Raw genomic sequence first — 17756 nt, forward strand, 5'->3', positions numbered from 1 at the left:
ACCCTACCGTTGGGCTCTCGAATCGTGGTGCGCTCACCCACGCACGACGCGGAACCATCCGGTCTCGTCGCTGGCGACGAATCCGTCCATCTCCAGTACCGGCAGGGATGCACGCACCTTGTTCAGCGGAACACCGGAGTGCTCGGACAGCTCTCTACTCGACACCGAACCGGTGGCCGGCAACGCGTCGTAGATCAACAGGGCAGTGTCCGACAGCGCATCGGTCTCCCGAAAGAGGTCGGGTCGAGGCTCCTCCGGGGACCCGAGTGCACCCGCCTCGGCGACGACATCGTGCGAGCTCGACACCAGCACGGCCTCGCCGTCCCGGATCATGCGGTGGCAGCCCGTGGACGTCGGCGAGGTGACCGGCCCAGGGACCGCAAGCACGGGCCTACCCAATTTCGCTGCCCACGCCGCTGTGTTGCGAGCGCCGCTGCGCCACCCGGCCTCGACGACCACCACAGCGGATCCGAGTGCCGCGACGAGCCTGTTGCGAGCGAGGAAACGATGCTTTGCCGGTGTCGTACCCGGCGCGTATTCACTGAGAACCAAGCCACTGGCAGCGATCTGCCGCAGTAACCGCGAATGGCCCGCTGGATATGCGCGATCGACGCCACAGGCGAGTACCGCCATCGTCGTACCCTCGACTCCGAGAGCCGCCCGGTGCGCCGCGGCGTCGATACCGAAAGCGGCTCCCGAAATGACGGTCCAACCGTCGAGCGCCAGATCGGCGGATATCTCCGCCGTCACATGATCACCGTAGGGACTCGATGCGCGTGTCCCGACGATGGACACCGACCGCTCGGTGATCGTTGCCACCGGCCGAGTTCCCAGCGCCCACAACGCAATCGGTGGACAGGTATCCACCCCTGCGGTCATACCCGGTCCGTCGAATCCGAGGAAGCGCCATGCCGGCCACTCGTCGTCGTCCGGCGTGATCAACCGACCACCGAGCGCAGCGATGTGATCGAGATCTGCTGCCGCGGTGTCGATGTGGGCGCGGACCGCGAGCCGCTCCCCCAATCTTCCCGCCCGCACGGCTTCTGCCGTCGCTTCGGGACCGTGCGCGGCAGCATGATCGACCACCGGTCGATGCGGACCCTGGGCCACGCGAGAGAGATACGCCCAGGCGAGTCGGCGCGCGTCGTGCGTCATGCCACTCCCCTGTCACGGAAATCGAGTGCCGCTCCGACCTCGTCGGCACCGGGGACCGAACCACCGGCGAGATCGTTCAGCGTCCACGCCACCCGAATGGCTCGGTCTGCGCCGCGCGCGGTCAGCGATCCGTTGCGCAACGCACGCTCGACCGGAGCGAGCGTCGAGCGCGCCAATCGAAATCGTTGGCGCAGTGCGGGTCCTGGAACCTCCGCATTGGTCCTCCAGCCGAACTCTCGCCACCGCTGCGCGGCGGCGTCCCTGGCCCCGGTCACACGTGCGCGAATTTCGCTCGTACCCTCCCCCACCTCGTCGACCAGTGCACCTGTCGCGACACCCATCATCTGAATGCGCAGATCGACGCGGTCCAGCAACGGCCCGGACAGCTTGCCGAGATATTTGCGTCGCGCTGTGGGCGGGCAGACGCAGTCGACCTGCCGCGCAGGCGCACACGGACACGGATTGGCGGCGAGAACCAACTGAAATCTGGCCGGATACCTGGCCACTCCGTCACGACGGGCAATGCGAATCTCCCCGTCCTCCAACGGAGTACGCAAGGCCTCGAGTACCCGAACACTCATCTCGGCGCACTCGTCCAGAAACAGGACTCCGCGATGTGCGCGGCTGACCGCTCCCGGTTTGGCCATTCCGGTTCCGCCCCCGACCAAGGCACTCACCGAGGTCGAATGATGCGGCGCGATGAACGGCGGTGACGTGATGAGCGGCCGCGCGGTGGTCAACAGACCCGCCACCGAGTGGATGGCTGTCACTTCGAGCGCTTCGGATTCGGTCAGCGGCGGCAGAATTCCCGGAAGGCGTTGCGCCAGCATCGTTTTTCCGATGCCCGGTGGCCCGGTCAACATGATGTGATGTGCGCCTGCGGCGGCGACCTCCAGTGCCCATCGCGCATCCGCCTGTCCGGCGACATCACTGAGGTCCGGATAGATCTCCTCGTGCCATTCGGTCGGGACGGGTGATTCGAGTGCCTGCTCACCGCGAAGCCAGGCCACCACGTCCCCGAGCGAACCCGCACCCAGCACCTCGATCCCGTCCACCAGACCCGCCTCGGGCAAACACTGCAGCGGAACGACCACCCGCTGCCAGCCCGCACTCTTGACAGCGAGCACCCCGGGCAGGACCCCACGGACTGCGCGCAGCCTCCCATCGAGTGCCAATTCACCCAGAAACACGGTGTCGGACAGGCATCCGCGCGGAATCGCCTTCGCGGCATCGAGAATCGACAACGCGAGTGCAAGGTCGTACACAGATCCGCCCTTGGGCAACGTCGCGGGCGACAGAGCGAGAATCACCCGGCTGTCCGGCCAGGTACCGCCCGAGTTCTTCACCGCGGCTTTGACCCGGTCACGCGATTCGTTCAGCGCAGTATCGGGAAGACCTACAAGATGCGTACCGGGTAGGCCTTGCCCGATATCGGCTTCGATTTCCACCAGCACACCGTCGACCCCGTTGACCGCAACCGAATGCGCTCTCCCGAGTGGCATCAGAACGCGGCCCGAACGTGCGTGATGACCGGTTCCTCGTTGCGACCGACCACGATCGCGATCACGTCGAATCTGATCTGCACCCACGGTCCCTGCTGCAGCGAAAGCCATCGCAGCGCCAGCCCTCTGATTCGAGTCTGTTTCGTGTACGTCACCGCTTCGGCGGGTGTTCCGTATCCGATTCCCGATCGAGTCTTCACTTCGACGAACACCACCGTCTCGCCCTCGCGCGCAATGATGTCGAGTTCTCCGGAACGATGCCGCCAGTTCCGCTCGATCACCTCGAGACCGATGTCCTCGAGATGGCGCACCGCGAGTTCCTCGCCGCGCGCACCGAGTTCCTGATTGGTTGCCATGTCCGCCATTCCTCCACTCTCCGACCGTGCATTGCGGCCGATTCGGTCGTCTCGACGGTGACACGACCCGAAGGAGGAGAAGCGAAGAAAGTGCAGGTGGGAAATTGCCCTGTGGACAACTGCTCGACTGTGGACGAACGGTCCGATTGTCGGCGGCGATCAGTCCACTGTGTCGGACCGCCGTGCTACGGCTCGTAGCGTGTCCGAGCCGCCGGGTGAAAGCGGACTCGATACGCAAAAAGCTCCGTCCTGATTCAGAGAATCGGACGGAGCTGATGCGGCGTGTCGATACCGGCATCGAAAGTGCCGATACGCAAAACGTGCTGCCGAGACACCCAGCCTCGGTTCGCGAAGGACGGTCAGTGAGCAGCCTCGTAGGCCGCCTGCACATCCTGACTTATACGGCCGCGGGCACTGACCTCGTGGCCGTTCTCGCGGGCCCATGCTCGAATGTCCTGCAGATCCACCTTGCCGCGAGCCGGTGCAGATGCAGCGCCGCCCTTACGGGTGCGGCGTCCGGAAATCTTCTCGGCGTGCTCGATCCAGAATGCCAACTGTTCGTGCAATTCGTTGGCATGTTTGAGGTTCAAATCGATGCGGTACTGGTTTCCACCGATGCCGAATTCGATGGATTCACCTTGGCCGTCTTTGATGACCGATCCGTCTACATCGTCGATCATCTGCACAAGCGTCTTGCGTGCCATCTCGTACCTCTTACACGTCTGGGGGATGTGATATTCAAGTTCTACCACCCATTCTCGTATCCACGCAAAGAACTGCAGGCGTTTCGTGACGTGTCGAATCGACGAATATCGGTGCAGAAATTGTTCAGCATTTCGAGCGACTAATCGACCAATTCGAATAGCTTTGTTGCGCAATCGATTTCACACGGGAAACCCGATCTCAACCGCCGTGCACCATTGGACGGGGAACAACTTTCCGTGACACCGGACACGGAAACAGGACATGCGGACCGATTTGGCCGGGCGTCCAATTTTTCGGGTGGCAAAACGATCGGTACAGCACGACCGCACCGCATCGGGTGGTTCGCAGCACGGTGCTCCGACATCCGACGCTCAGGGCGACTCCGTCACGCTCCAGCGTCGGACGAGGAGCTATTCCGGCAGACGCAGATCTGGTTTGTCCAACTCTTCGATGTTGACGTCCTTGAAGGTGATCACCCGGACATGCTTGACGAAACGGGCGGGGCGATACATGTCCCACACCCACGAGTCGGACATTCGCAATTCGAAGTAGATTTCACCGTCGGCGTTGTGCGGAATGAGTTCGACGGAGTTCGCCAGATAGAACCGCCGCTCGGTTTCGACGACGTAGTTGAACTGACCCACGATGTCCCGATACTCGCGATACAGCGAGAGCTCCATCTCGGTTTCGTACTTTTCGAGATCTTCGGCACTCATCGGTCTCTTTCATCCTCCAGTCGGGCGTGAACAGCAATCATCGCGTACCGGCGTCGCGGCAGTCCATTCGCCCCAGGGCGTCGACGGCGTCCGGAGAAAGCCCCGCGGCGGCCGCTGCGACATTCGCATAGGACATTCGATGCTCGCGGCTGGGCCCGAGAGCGGTCATGGCGGCCGAGTGAGCACGGGTGCTGTACCCCTTGTGCACGGCGAATCCGTAGCCGGGAATCGTGTCGTCCAACTGCACCATCAATCGGTCCCGGGAGACCTTCGCGAGCACGCTCGCCGCGGCGATGCACGCTGCGGTGGCGTCACCGCCGATCACCGGTAGCGACGGAACCGGAAGCCCGGGCACTCGAAAGCCGTCGGTGAGTACGTAGCCCGGGGTCATGCCGAGCCCGGCAACCGCGCGTCGCATTCCTTCGATGTTCGCCACGTGGACCCCGATGCGGTCGACCTCGGCCGCATCGATCGACACCACGCTCCATGCCAGTGCCAGCCTCTGGATCTTGGGAAAGAGCTCTTCGCGTCGTCGCTCGGTCAACTTCTTCGAGTCGTCCAGATCCGCCAGGGCGGCATGTGCGCGCGCCCCGAGAACACACGCTGCGACCGTCAACGGACCGGCGCAGGCTCCTCTTCCCGCTTCGTCGACTCCTGCGACCGGACCCAGTCCGCCCCGCTCCAACGCAGACTCCATCGTCCGCAATCCGGCCGCCCGTCGGATGATCGGACGCGGCGGCCACGACGACCGAGTCAGAGTTGCGCGCGCACGCGGCGCACGTCGCGGGGTTGCCGTCATCGACCCTGGATGTCGGGAGAATCCAGGATGCCGGTTCGTGACGGCGGCAGCGCGATGAACACGGCCTTCCCGATCACGTTGTCGAGGGGAACGGTTCCGGTGAACTCGTCGGTGACGTGATACCGGGAATCTCGCGAGTTGCTCCGGTTGTCACCCATGACCCAGACGTTGCCCTCCGGCACGGTGACGGGGTCGAAGCATCGTCCGGACTTCAGTTCGGTGTCGCACGTCATCGTTCCCGGGGTGAACGGGAAATCCATCTGGATGTACGGCTCGTCCAACGGCTGTCCGTCGACGAGCACTCGCCCCTGGTCGTCACAACATTCGACGGTCTGACCGCCGGTGGCGATGACGCGCTTGACCAGATCGTTCTCGTCGGGCGCGACGACTCCGATCAACGAGCCGACTTCCTGTGCGCCACGAATCACCGAGTTGTCGGACCGCTGTGACACGAATTCGTCGTTCCACGAATCCGGGCCACGGAAGACGACGATGTCGCCGGGCTTCGGGTCGCCGAACCGGTATCCGATCTTCTCCACCACGATGCGGTCACCGGTGCAACCGGTGCAGCCGTGCAAGGTCGGCTCCATCGATTCGGACGGGATCAGATACACCCGTGCGACGAATGTCTGGAGCAGAAAACTCAGTACCAGCGCTACCAGAATCAGAATGGGGAGCTCACGCCAGAACGATCGGGGCTTGCGTTCCCGACGCTTCTTCCGTGAAGACTCGTCGTCGGGCTCGTCGGTTGGATCCTGTGGGGACTGCGTCACGTGATCAGGTTAGCCGGAACCGTCGCCCGCACGGCCGGACGGTCTGCGCATGGGCGGTTCGCGGCTCTCGATCCGCCCGTCGACAGGGTGGAACGCGGGTCGACCGCGGGCAGAACGCACCATGCCGCGTCGCCCTGACAGGCAACGCGGCATGGTGTGAACTGATGTGTCCGGGCGGAACCGGTCAGCGCTTTTCCTTGATCTTGGCGGCCTTGCCACGCAGATCGCGGAGGTAGTAGAGCTTGGCGCGACGGACGTCACCGCGGGTGAGGACCTCGAACTGAGCGATGTTGGGGCTGTGCACCGGGAAGGTGCGCTCGACGCCGACGCCGAACGAGACCTTGCGGACCGTGAACGTTTCGCGAACGCCACCGCCCTGACGTCGGATGACGACGCCCTTGAAGATCTGAATGCGCTCCTTCGAGCCTTCGATGACCTTGACGTGCACGTTCAGCGTGTCGCCGGGACGGAAATCGGGGATGTCGCTACGCAGCGACTGATTGTCGAGAAAGTCCAGAGTGTTCATCGGTTGTGCCATCCTTGCGTTCTGCGCATGAGTAGAGGAACCGAGCGGCTCGCTGACACAGCGGCTCGACTGGTTCGTACTCCGAGTGAGGTCCGTGCCTGCTAGAGGCAACCCGACCATTGTGCCAGACCATCAGGCGTTCGACGAAATCGGCGCTTCTCGGCTCGCCGCCGTCCCGCTCGGCATCGGCGCAGGCAATACCGTCCGCGCCAATTCCTGCTCGGTGGCCTCACGTGCATGCACGATGCTCGGTTTGCCTGCGATCGCGTCCTGAAGATAGATCTTGGCCCGGATGATCGGCCGTCGCCACCGCTTCTCCCGGCGCAGTGCGCGTTCCATTTTCTTCGGCCTGGTGGTGTAGCGCCACCTCGCCCACGGGGCACTCGGCCTGCTCAACCGCACCGCGGCCAGAACGAGGATCGGCAGGACGAACAGCCCGAGCAGCCCGGTCCAGATTTTTCCTTTGAGCAGTACCACGACACCAAGCGCGAGATTGGCCAGGGCCAACACCGCCAGGGTGCCGCGCACCCACGGGTCGGGATCGGCCCGGAAGCCGGCCGGGCTGAGCAGCTCCAGAGGGTGCAAGCCGAGCAGCAGCAGGCCGGTGAATCCCACTGCTGCGAACACGGCGTCCACCGATGTGCGCCCCTGTTCGGACCAGTAGACATCGCGGAGATAGAAGATCAACGCGAACTCGTCGAGGACGAGAGCAGCCCCGATACCGAAGACCGCTGCCAGCACCGCCCCGACCGACTCGGAACCGTCGACGTACACCGCGATCAAGCCGATCCCCGCGAGCAGCATCAGCACGATCCCGAAGACGACATGGTGGATGTGCTGACCGCCGGGCGTGATGTTTCCCGGCCACCACTTCACATCTGCGCGAATCATCCTGACGCTGAGTCGGATCAGCAGAAACCCCACCAACAGCCCCAGTAGAAAACACAGCAGCGGCAGGCGGCCGTGATCGATGACCCCGTGTTGCAACCACCTCACGTGTGGCTCACGTCCTTCCTGCCGAACGGCCGAACGACCGGTGAATCACCTTTCACACTATTCGTGTTCGGGACCGCCCAGGGCAGCATCGACCCGAGGATCCGCCCGCTATTTTCCGAATCCCGCCTTCCGTAGCGCATCGGCCATGGAACCGGCCGCCGGTGCTGCCGACTGGCCGCCGCCGCGCTGTGGGCGCGCGTCTCGACTGCGGTTGCTCTGGCCGCTGCCCGCAGCTCGGCCCTGGCCTCGGGGCCGGTCGGGCTGCTGTCCGCGAGAGGCGTCCTTGCCGCCACCGGCACCGGGCTCGTCGTCCAACCGCAGACTCAGGCCGATGCGCTGCCGCGGGAGGTCGACCTCCATGACCTTGACGCGCACCACGTCACCGGACTTGACGACCTCGCGGGGGTCCTTGACGAAGTTGTGCGACATCGCCGAGACGTGCACCAGCCCGTCCTGGTGCACACCGACGTCGACGAACGCGCCGAACGCTGCCACGTTGGTCACGACACCTTCGAGCGTCATACCCGGCTTCAGATCGGCGACCTTCTCGATACCGGCGGCGAAGGTGGCGGTCTTGAACTCGGGGCGAGGGTCGCGTCCCGGCTTCTCGAGTTCGGAAATGATGTCGGTGACGGTGGGCAGACCGAATCGCTCGTCCACGAATTCGGCAGGGTCGAGACCTCTCAGCAGAGCCGTGTTACCGACTACCTCGCGCACACCCAGGCCTGCCTTGCCGACGATGCGCCGCACGACGGGATATGCCTCCGGGTGAACACTCGACCGGTCCAGGGGATCCGCTCCCCCGGAGATACGAAGGAATCCGGCGCACTGCTCGAAAGCCTTGGGGCCCAAACGCGGTACATCTTTGAGCGTGCTGCGGCTGGAGAACGGACCGTTCTGGTCGCGGTGCGCCACGATGCTCTCGGCGAGAGAGCCGGCGATACCGGAGACCCGCGAGAGCAACGGAACCGACGCGGTGTTGACGTCGACGCCGACGGCGTTCACCGCGTCCTCGACTACGGCCCCGAGGGAACGGGCCAGCAGGGTTTCGGAGATGTCGTGCTGGTACTGCCCGACGCCGATGGACTTGGGATCGATCTTGACCAACTCGGCCAGCGGATCCTGCAACCTGCGGGCGATCGAGACGGCACCGCGGATCGATACGTCGAGTTCGGGCAGCTCGCTCGAGGCGTACGCGGAAGCGGAGTACACCGACGCTCCGGCCTCGGACACCACCACCTTGGTCAGGTTGGCGGCAGGGAACTTGGCGATCAATTCTGCTGCCAGCGAGTCGGTTTCACGCGATGCGGTGCCGTTGCCGATGGCGATCAGTTCGACCTTGTGCTTGGCGGCCAGGCCGGCGAGGGTGGCCACCGCCTGATCCCATTTGCCCTGCGGCTTGTGCGGGTAGATAGTGTCGTGGTCGACGACCTTGCCGGTGGCGTCGACGATGGCGACCTTGGTGCCGGTACGGAAGCCCGGGTCCAGGCCCATGGTGGTGCGGTTGCCGGCCGGTGCGGCGAGCAGCAGATCCTTGAGGTTGCTCGCGAAGACGTCGACGGCGTCCTTCTCGGCCGACTGACGCAGTCGCATACGAGTGTCGAGGGAGACGGTCACCAGCATCTTGGTGCGCCACGCCCATCGGACGGTATCGAGCAGCCACTTGTCGGCAGGCCGTCCTCGATTCTCGATCCCGAACTTGGTCGCGATCCGACCTTCGTAGACGCTCGGCACCCCGGGGGTCGGTTCGTCGCGCTCGGGCTCGAAACCGAGGGAAAGTATTTCTTCCTTCTCGCCTCTGAGCGTGGCGAGAATTCGGTGCGAGGGCAGGCTCGTGAACGGTTCCGAGAACTCGAAGTAATCGGAGAACTTGGCACCCTCCTCCTCCTTGCCCTTGCGAACCGACGCGACGAGCTTGCCGGATGTCCACATCAGTTCGCGCAGCTCGCCCACCAGGTCCGCGTCCTCGGCGAAGCGCTCGACGAGAATCGCCCGTGCGCCGTCGAGTTGCTCCTGATCGAACTGGGCCGGGTCGGTGGTGGGGTCGGAGAACAGAGCGTCGGCGACGGGCTCGTGCCCGGCCTCACGCGCGATCTGAGCCTTGGTTCGACGCTTGGGCTTGAACGGCAGATAGATGTCCTCGACGCGCGCCTTGGTATCGGCCAGCATCAGCGACTGCTCCAGCGCGTCGTCGAGCTTGCCCTGCGAGCGGATGGACTCGATCACGGCGTCTCTGCGCTCGTCGAGCTCGCGCAGATACCGAAGTCGCTCATCGAGCTGACGCAGTTGCGTGTCGTCGAGGGTGCCGGTGACTTCCTTGCGGTAGCGCGCGATGAACGGGACCGTCGACCCGCCGTCGAGCAGTTCCACGGCGGCACGAACCTGTTCTTCACGAACGTCGAGTTCTTCGGCTATGCGCTTGTTCACAGATTTCAGAGCAGTGGTCACGGCGATGGACCCTACCGCTACTGTGGGACAAGTCGGTCAGCGGTTCAACGTGTGGGAGAGATACGCGGATGGTCAGGGGGTCTCGGTTCCTGGCTGCAGCCTGCGCCTCCCTGATACTGGCCGGATGCTCGGCTCCTCCCGACGACCAGATCGGTGACTCCGCCTCGAAGGACACCGCCGAGACGTCGGCGTCGCCCTTTCCCGACATGAAAAAGGTCGACGGCGTAGCCCTCGAAGCTCGTATCCCGATGGCGATCGCGTCGGCCCAGGCCCGCGGTGCCGACGTCGATTTCGCACTGTTGGATCGTCAGACCGGCTCCTACTACAGCAGCAATGCCGATATCCAGGTCGAAACCGCGTCGGTATCCAAGCTCTTCATCGCCGACGAGGTGTTGTTCCGAGCGCAGTCGGAGAACCGTCCGGTCTCTGCCGACGACCTGACCACCATGACCAGCATGCTCGAGTTGTCCGACGACAACGCCGCGTACACGCTCTGGTATCGCTACGGCTCGTCGGAGATCGTGCGCACGGTTGCGGCTCGCTACGGCTTGACGAGCACCACTCCGCCCGGGGACGACGAGTGGTACAACACCGAGACCACGCCCAGCGACCTGGTCGGTTACTACGCGGGGTTGCTCAACGGCAGCGGCGGTCTGACCACGGCATCCACGGACATCGTGATCGGAATGCTTCGCCGTTCGGCACCGATCGCCGCGGACGGCTACAAGCAGCATTTCGGGATCGTCGACGGTTTGCCCGGCGAGAGTGTGCACGCTGTGAAACAGGGCTGGATGTGCTGCGTATCCGATCGGTGGGTACACCTGTCGACGGGCACCATCGGTGTCGACAACCGCTACGTTCTGGCTCTGTCGTCACGCGAGGACATCTTCTACGCCGACGACATGGAAAGCTATCCGGACACCGCGGTGGTCGACGTCAGTGACGACGCCAGCGCGCTGCATGCCAGGGACACTCTCACCGGATTCGTCTCGATGCTCTTCCCCGACGGCACCGTCAGCTGAATTCGTCAGTCCTGCAACAGGTCCGGACGACGCTCGGCGGTCCTGTCCAGTGACTGCTGTCGGCGCCACGCAGCGATCTTGGCGTGATCACCCGAGAGCAGTACCTGCGGAACGTCGAGATCACGCCACTGTGCGGGACGCGTGTAACTCGGCCCCTCGAGCAGACCGTCGGAAAACGAATCCTCCTGGTGCGACTGCTGATTGCCGAGAACCCCCGGCATCAGTCGCACCACGGCCTCGGCCATCACGAGAACAGCCGCTTCGCCGCCGATGAGCACGTAGTCGCCGATGCTGACTTCCTCGACACGGACCCGACGTGCGGCGTCGTCGAACACTCGTTGATCGATGCCTTCGTATCGGCCGCAGGCGAATACGAGATGCTGCTCGGCGGACCATCGCTCGGCTGTCCGCTGGGTGAACGGCACACCGGCAGGCGTCGGGACGACGAGGAGAGAATCGTCGGTCAGCACGTCGTCGAGTGCGTCTCCCCAGACGGTCGGCTTCATGACCATTCCCGGTCCGCCGCCGTACGGCGAATCGTCGACGGCCTTGTGCACGTCGTGAGTCCACGACCGCAGATCGTGGACCTCGACCGAGACGAGGCCGCGGTCGATTGCTTTGCCCAGCAACGCGGTTCGGAGCGGCGTGAGGTATTCGGGAAAGATGGTGACGACGTCGAGGCGCACGATCTACTCCGGATCCAGCAGACCCTCGGGCGGATCGATCTCGATCGTCTTGTCTGCCAACGACACCGTCGTCACGATGGCCGCTACGAACGGCACGAGGATTTCGGCACGTGCTGCTTCGCCGGAACTCGGATCCGGCGTGATGGAGAGCAGCTCCCCCGCTGCGGAGTGGAGAACTTCGCGGACCGTTCCCACGACGGTGCCGTTGGTCAGGATCACCGTGAGGCCTTCGAGTTCGTGGTCGTAGAACTCGTCCGGGTCGTCGGACGGCGGAAGGTCGGTGGATTCGACGACGAACAGAATGCCCCTGAGTTGGTCGGCGGCCGTCTTGTCGTCGATACCGTTCAGACGCAGCAGAAGCCGCCCGGAGTGTTCCCGGACGGCGTCCACTGTGTACGAGGCTGGTTCGGCGTTCGATCGAGGCTTGCGGCCCGAGAGAACGGTTCCTTCGGCGAAGCGGTCGTCGGGGTTGTCGGTGCGAACCTCGACGACGACTTCGCCTTTGATGCCGTGCGACTTCGCGACACGGCCGATGACCAGCTCCATGATGGGTACGTGACCTACTGGTCCGTGTCGACCACGTCGACGCGGATGCCGCGACCACCGATTCCCGAGACGAGAGTGCGCAGTGCCGTAGCGGTACGACCGCCACGGCCGATGACCTTGCCCAGATCGTCGGGGTGCACGTGGACCTCCACGGTGCGGCCACGACGGCCGGTGATCATCTCGACGCGAACGTCATCGGGATTGGCGACGATGCCGCGAACGAGGTGTTCGACGGCATCGGCGACAACGGCACTCACTTCTCAGCAGCCTCGGCGGCCGGCGCGTCTGCCGTCTCGGTTGCTGCAGCGTCGGTGGTCTCCGCAGCGGCGTCGTCGGCCTTGGGAGCCTTCTTCTTCTTGGCGGTGGTGGCCTCGCCCTGGGGCTCGGAGTCGGCCTGCGCCAGTGCGGCGTTGAACAGGTCGAGCTTGGACGGCTTGGGCTCGGCGAGGCGGAGGGTTCCCTCGGCACCGGGGAGGCCCTTGAACTTCTGCCAGTCGCCGGTGATCTTGAGCAGAGCCTCGACCGGCTCGGTCGGCTGTGCGCCCACGCTCAGCCAGTACTGCGCCCGCTCGGAGTTGATCTCGATGATGCTGGGGTCCTGCTTGGGCTCGTACGTGCCGATGGTCTCGATCGCACGGCCGTTACGACGGGTGCGGGCATCGGAGATGACGACGCGGTAGTGCGGGGTGCGGATCTTGCCGATACGCATGAGCTTGATCTTGACAGCCATGTTCTGGTGAAGCCTTTCGAAAGTTGGTCACGGCGCAATTCAGCGGTCCGCACGGCATGCGAACCCGGTTTTGCGTTGAAGGGTGTTGTGACCGCCGCTCGGTACGTAACCGGATGACGGGCGAACAGCTGTTCATTGTGCCAGACGGGTCGCACTATCGGTGAATCGGGCCCGCAGAACCACTCCCGTCAGGCGAGCAGGACCACCAGGGCAGGAAGGGTGTTGTTCAACGAGTGTGCCGTGATCGACGCGACGATCGAACCGGAGCGCATTCGAGCGATTCCGATTGCGAATCCTCCCCACAGCAGCACCACCAGGCGCCACCACTCTCGGTGCCACACCGCGAACAACACCGCGGTGATCGCCAGGACCACCCATCGGTTGCCCAACCAGGCCATCGGCATCGGGCGGGTGCGTTTCTCGAGCGCTCCCCACAGCATGCCGCGGAACATCGTTTCCTCACAGATTGGTGCACCGAGCCAAATCCACAGAGCCAGAACGATTTTCAAGCCGACTGCCGTATCCGTGACCGTGCCGAGGGGCGTCGGGTCGCCGACTTCGATACGGGACAACAGAATCAGAGCCAGCACTATGCCGCCGACCACGGCGACGCCACCCCACGCCAACCCGGATCGGAGGTGCCCGAGAAATTCGGGGATGGATCTGGGGAGGCCGAAGTCGACGACGGGGCCGTTGCCCCGCGACTTCGAGATGGCCACCGCCACTCCCGTGGCGAGCAGGCTCGGGATCATGATGCCCACCACGAAAACGGCCGAGGCGTCCGACGTCACGACGAGGCCGAGAACCAGGAATCCGGCCAGATTGAGCCCCAGCACCAGCGCCGCGGCCGGCAGTCCCCACCGTTGGCCGCGTCTGCGTTCGAGCGCGGCCTGCTCGGCGCGCCAGTAGGTTTCGGACAGTCCCGATCCTTGCTGATGAACGTGATTCATCGGAGCCAGACCGGCCCAGCTGGGGCGGTCGGGATCGGCTCGTCCTGCGCCGCCGTCACCCGAATCGGTCACCCCGGGACCGTCGATCCACTCGTCGTGCGGCCGCGCCGGTCGGTCACTCGTCCGCGAAGGATCACCAGATCCGGGTTGGACAGCACATCCGGTCCGCCTCGCGGATCTTCGGAGTAGACGACGAGATCGGCGGGCGCGCCGTGTTCGAGCCCCTGTCGACCCAGCCACGACCGGGCCTCCCAGCAGGCGGCACCGAGTGCATCGGTCGGTGAGAGTCCAACGGCCGCGAGTGCGGCGACCTCGTCGGCGATACGACCGTGCGCGATCGAACCGCCTGCGTCGGTGCCTGCGTAGATCGGAATGCCTGCGTCGTGAGCTCGTCCGACGGTATCGGCGACGCGTTCGTGCAGCGCCCCGCATGTGCCGGGCGTAGCCGGGATACCGGGTGGCGGAGTCGGCGATGCCGGGGAACGTCTCGATGTTGATCAGCGTCGGTACCAGTGCGGTGCCGTGATCGACCATCATCTCGACGGTCTCGTCGGTCAGGCCGGTGCCGTGTTCTATGCAGTCGATTCCCGCCGCGATCAATCCGGGCAGGGCATCTTCACCGAAGACGTGTGCGGTCACCCGCGCGCCCTCGGCGTGGGCAGCGGCGATGGCGTCGACGAGGATCGAGTCGTTCCACAGCGGTCGGAGATCTCCCACCGAGCGGTCGATCCAGTCGCCGACGAGCTTGACCCAGCCATCGCCGAATCGTGCCTGTTGGGCCACCGCCTCGGGCAGCTGCGATTCGTCCTCGATGTCGATTGCCAGACCCGGGATGTAGCGCTTGGGTGATGCGATGTGACGGCCCGCTCGGATGATGCGGGGAAGGTCCTCGTATTCGTCCAGCTCGCGTGTGTCGACCGGAGACCCGGCGTCGCGCAACAGCAGCGCGCCGACGCCTCGCTCGGTCTCGGCCTGGCGGATCGACCCGATCAGGTCGGTGTGTCCCCCGCCGTATTCGATTCCGACATGGCAGTGGGCGTCCACCAGACCAGGCAGAATCCAGCCGCCGTCGTGAACGAGATCGGCATCCGCGATCGGCTCCGTGGACAGGACGCCACCCTCGATCCACAGATCGATCTCGGACCCGTCCGGCAGTCCGCGGCCCCGCACCCGCATCGCCGACACGTGCGCGCTTACTTCTTGGGTAGTTTCAGCTGCGACAGATCGATGCCTTCGAGCCCCGGTGGCAACTGGTCGAGGCCCTTGGGCATGGACGACAGGTCGGGCATTCCGGCAGGCATTCCGCCCGGCATGCCCGGGAATCCACCGCGGATCTTCGGCTGCGTCGGGCCGCGTGCACCCTTCTTGCCCTTCTTGCCCTTCTTGTTGTTCCGCACCTGCTTGCGCGCGCCCGGCATTCCCATCCGACCGGCCATCGCAGACATCATCTTGCGCGCCTCGAAGAATCGGTCGACCAGCTGATTGACGTCGGAGACCTTGACGCCCGAGCCGTTCGCGATACGGAGTCGACGCGACGCGTTGATGATCTTCGGGTCGTTCCGCTCCTGTGGCGTCATGCCGCGGATGATCGCTTGCACGCGGTCGAGTTGTTTCTCGTCGACGTTGGCGAGCTCTTTCATCTGCCCGGCACCGGGCAGCATGCCCAGCAGGTTTCCGATGGGTCCCATCTTGCGGACGGCCATCATCTGCTCGAGGAAGTCGTCGAGCGTGAGTTGCCCCGAGCCGATCTTGTTGGCCGTCGCCTCGGCCTGCTCGGCATCGAAGTGCTGTTCGGCCTGCTCGATGAGGCTCAGCACGTCGCCCATGCCGAGGATGCGGCTGGCCATGCGATCGGGGTGGAAGACGTCGAAGTCCTCGAGCTTCTCACCGGTCGACGCGAACATGATCGGCTGGCCGGTGACCTCGCGGACACTCAGCGCGGCACCGCCGCGAGCATCGCCGTCGAGCTTGGTGAGAACGACGCCGGTGAAGCCGACGCCGTCACGGAACGCCTCGGCGGTACTGACGGCATCCTGGCCGACCATCGCGTCGAGAACGAACAGAGTCTCGTCCGGCTGGACCGCGTCACGAATTCCCGCGGCCTGACTCATCAGCTCGGTGTCGATGCCGAGGCGACCAGCGGTGTCGACGATGACCACGTCGTACTGCTTGCTTCGAGCCTCGGCGATGCCGGCCCGGGCGACCTCGACGGGATCCGCGGCCGAGACTCCGAGTGCATTGTCGCCGCCCCCGATGGACGTGCCCGGATGCGGCGCGAAGACGGCGGCACCGGCGCGCTCGCCCACGATCTGCAGCTGGCTCACGGCACCGGGACGCTGGAGGTCGCACGCGACGAGCAGTGGGGTGTGGCCCTGGCCCTTGAGCCATTTCGCGAGCTTGCCCGCCAGCGTCGTCTTACCCGAACCCTGCAGACCGGCGAGCATGATCACCGTTGGCGGGTTCTTGGCGAACACGAGCCTGCGAGTCTCGCCGCCGAGGATGCCGACCAGTTCCTCGTTGACGACCTTGACTACCTGCTGGGCGGGGTTGAGCGCGCCCGAGACCTCGGCACCCTTGGCCCGGGTCTTGATGCGGCTGATGAACTCACGTACGACGGGCAGTGCCACGTCCGCTTCGAGCAGGGCAAGACGGATCTCACGGGCGGTAGCGTCGATATCCGCGTCGGACAGTCGACCTTTGCCACGCAGGTCCTTGAGAGTCCCGGTCAACCTGTCGGAAAGGGATTCGAACACCGATTGCACTCCTGAGCTAGCCGATCACCGAAAACGAGCCGAATCCGGCACGGTCACCACACTAGCGGCAGCACGCCGCGTCGTCGCTGGGGCGTTCGACTGTCGTGTCGAACGTGGCGATGTCGAGTCAGGCCAGGCGCGCGGAATCGTTCCACGTCACTGCAACTCCCCGCGTCGCGAGCCACTGCGCGGGGTCGACCTTGACGCCGGAGGGATCGTGTACCTCGAAGTGCAGATGCGGGCCCGTCGACTGGCCGCGGTTGCCCACGGTTGCGATCTGCTCACCTGCCGCCACGCGCTGGCCGGGCTGAACCGAGAAGTCGTTGACGTGCCCGTAGACCGTCTCGGTGCCGTCGTCGTGCCGCACCTTGACCCAGAGACCGAAGCCGGATGCAGGTCCTGCGTCGGACACGGTGCCGTCAGCGGCGGCGTAGATGGGCGTTCCGATGGGTGCCGCGATGTCGAGGCCACTGTGCTGGGTTCCCCACCGCGAGCCGAAGTTGGACGTCAACACTCCTGCCACGGGCTGCACTGTGCCCTTCTTCAGCGAGCGCAGGCTGTCGAGAGGAGACTCCGTACCCAACTGCCCCAGGCCGACGTCGTCGAGCCATTGCTGGGCGGCGGCACCGGGATCGGCGACTCCGAACGAAGCCAGGGGGTCCGCGGTCGGAGCCGGTTCCGCAGCAGGCGCGGGTGCGGTAGGCGCGGCCTCGGGCGGTGCCGGCTGCGACGGTGCGGGCGGTGGCGCGAACTGTGGGGGAAGGAACTGCGGGAGTTCGAACTGGGGCAGCTCGAATCCCGCAGGCAGCAGACCCTCCGGTACGGCGAACGGCAGTCCTGCTGCGGGTGGCTCGGGGATCGGCGCGGCACCTGCGGTACCGGCACCCATCGTCGTGGCACCGACGACGATCGCGCCCGTCGCGGCGACGATGGTTGCCGCGCGTCGACCGAGGTCGGGTGTGTCCTGTACGGCGCGGTGTCTGCCGCTCGTCGGACGTGCCGCGATGTCGGTCGGTGTGTGGACGGTCGACCGTCGGTGGGATCCCACAGTTGGTGCCTCTCGAAAGATCAGGAGTGGAGCCTGCAGGAACGA

General features: G+C 65.0%; 18 protein-coding genes and 1 pseudogene. 1 reads left to right on the top strand and 18 read right to left on the bottom strand.

Features of this window, described 5'->3' with window-relative positions; genetic code table 11:
• Nucleotides 1-33: 33 nt before the first annotated feature.
• The 10 genes from dprA to QM590_RS00865 all read right to left on the bottom strand — a co-directional run bounded on the left by dprA (nucleotide 34) and on the right by QM590_RS00865 (nucleotide 9976).
• On the bottom strand, nucleotides 34-1155 hold the full coding sequence (dprA, locus tag QM590_RS00820) for a DNA-processing protein DprA (protein WP_068282569.1): 1122 nt from the start codon (nucleotides 1153-1155) through the stop codon (nucleotides 34-36).
• On the bottom strand, nucleotides 1152-2657 hold the full coding sequence (locus QM590_RS00825; protein ID WP_269593620.1) for a YifB family Mg chelatase-like AAA ATPase: 1506 nt from the start codon (nucleotides 2655-2657) through the stop codon (nucleotides 1152-1154). The genes dprA and QM590_RS00825 overlap by 4 nt, the downstream gene beginning before the upstream one ends.
• Nucleotides 2657-3013, bottom strand: coding sequence for a YraN family protein (locus QM590_RS00830; RefSeq protein WP_149405567.1), 357 nt, complete (start codon nucleotides 3011-3013; stop codon nucleotides 2657-2659). Before QM590_RS00830 ends, QM590_RS00825 begins: the two co-directional genes overlap by 1 nt.
• 359 nt (nucleotides 3014-3372) lie before the next feature.
• The gene (locus QM590_RS00835) at nucleotides 3373-3717 is read right to left on the bottom strand and encodes a histone-like nucleoid-structuring protein Lsr2 (protein ID WP_068049609.1); all 345 of its coding nucleotides are present in this window, start codon (nucleotides 3715-3717) and stop codon (nucleotides 3373-3375) included.
• 411 nt (nucleotides 3718-4128) lie between these two features.
• Nucleotides 4129-4434 (bottom strand): DUF2469 domain-containing protein, encoded by a 306-nt coding sequence (locus tag QM590_RS00840; protein WP_008717288.1) that lies wholly within the window; start codon nucleotides 4432-4434, stop codon nucleotides 4129-4131.
• 37 nt (nucleotides 4435-4471) lie between these two features.
• On the bottom strand, nucleotides 4472-5233 hold the full coding sequence (locus tag QM590_RS00845; RefSeq protein ID WP_269593619.1) for a ribonuclease HII: 762 nt from the start codon (nucleotides 5231-5233) through the stop codon (nucleotides 4472-4474).
• Nucleotides 5230-6006, bottom strand: a complete 777-nt coding sequence (gene lepB / locus QM590_RS00850) for a signal peptidase I (protein ID WP_068049600.1) — start codon at nucleotides 6004-6006, stop codon at nucleotides 5230-5232. The genes QM590_RS00845 and lepB overlap by 4 nt, the downstream gene beginning before the upstream one ends.
• Before the next feature lie 184 nt (nucleotides 6007-6190).
• A complete protein-coding gene (gene rplS / locus QM590_RS00855) occupies nucleotides 6191-6532 on the bottom strand; it encodes a 50S ribosomal protein L19 (RefSeq protein ID WP_027496692.1) in 342 nt (113 codons plus the stop codon).
• Between the two features lie 132 nt (nucleotides 6533-6664).
• A complete protein-coding gene (locus QM590_RS00860) occupies nucleotides 6665-7519 on the bottom strand; it encodes a hypothetical protein (protein ID WP_149405660.1) in 855 nt (284 codons plus the stop codon).
• A 117-nt stretch (nucleotides 7520-7636) separates the two neighbouring features.
• A complete protein-coding gene (locus QM590_RS00865) occupies nucleotides 7637-9976 on the bottom strand; it encodes a Tex family protein (protein WP_149405566.1) in 2340 nt (779 codons plus the stop codon).
• A gap of 68 nt (nucleotides 9977-10044) precedes the next feature.
• On the opposite strand from QM590_RS00865, the gene QM590_RS00870 reads away from it, so the two are divergent.
• The gene (locus QM590_RS00870) at nucleotides 10045-10998 is read left to right on the top strand and encodes a serine hydrolase family protein (protein WP_149405565.1); all 954 of its coding nucleotides are present in this window, start codon (nucleotides 10045-10047) and stop codon (nucleotides 10996-10998) included.
• Nucleotides 10999-11003: 5 nt separating this feature from the next.
• Here QM590_RS00870 and trmD read toward each other — a convergent pair whose 3' ends face one another.
• From trmD to QM590_RS00910, 8 genes and pseudogenes are all read right to left on the bottom strand, one after another.
• A complete protein-coding gene (gene trmD / locus QM590_RS00875; RefSeq protein WP_149405564.1) occupies nucleotides 11004-11684 on the bottom strand; it encodes a tRNA (guanosine(37)-N1)-methyltransferase TrmD in 681 nt (226 codons plus the stop codon).
• 3 nt (nucleotides 11685-11687) lie between these two features.
• Nucleotides 11688-12230, bottom strand: a complete 543-nt coding sequence (rimM, locus tag QM590_RS00880) for a ribosome maturation factor RimM (protein ID WP_269593618.1) — start codon at nucleotides 12228-12230, stop codon at nucleotides 11688-11690.
• 14 nt (nucleotides 12231-12244) lie between these two features.
• A complete protein-coding gene (locus QM590_RS00885; RefSeq protein ID WP_027496687.1) occupies nucleotides 12245-12487 on the bottom strand; it encodes an RNA-binding protein in 243 nt (80 codons plus the stop codon).
• A complete protein-coding gene (gene rpsP / locus QM590_RS00890) occupies nucleotides 12484-12960 on the bottom strand; it encodes a 30S ribosomal protein S16 (protein WP_037189654.1) in 477 nt (158 codons plus the stop codon). The genes QM590_RS00885 and rpsP overlap by 4 nt, the downstream gene beginning before the upstream one ends.
• Before the next feature lie 188 nt (nucleotides 12961-13148).
• Nucleotides 13149-13910 (bottom strand): CPBP family intramembrane glutamic endopeptidase, encoded by a 762-nt coding sequence (locus QM590_RS00895; RefSeq protein WP_349307170.1) that lies wholly within the window; start codon nucleotides 13908-13910, stop codon nucleotides 13149-13151.
• A 68-nt stretch (nucleotides 13911-13978) separates the two neighbouring features.
• A pseudogene (locus tag QM590_RS00900) lies at nucleotides 13979-15086 on the bottom strand (amidohydrolase family protein).
• Between the two features lie 17 nt (nucleotides 15087-15103).
• Nucleotides 15104-16663, bottom strand: a complete 1560-nt coding sequence (gene ffh, locus QM590_RS00905) for a signal recognition particle protein (protein ID WP_269593617.1) — start codon at nucleotides 16661-16663, stop codon at nucleotides 15104-15106.
• Between the two features lie 127 nt (nucleotides 16664-16790).
• The gene (locus QM590_RS00910) at nucleotides 16791-17711 is read right to left on the bottom strand and encodes a M23 family metallopeptidase (RefSeq protein WP_269593727.1); all 921 of its coding nucleotides are present in this window, start codon (nucleotides 17709-17711) and stop codon (nucleotides 16791-16793) included.
• Nucleotides 17712-17756 lie beyond the last annotated feature (45 nt).

This window comes from Rhodococcus sp. IEGM 1372, from assembly GCF_030056835.1.
GTDB lineage: Bacteria > Actinomycetota > Actinomycetes > Mycobacteriales > Mycobacteriaceae > Rhodococcoides.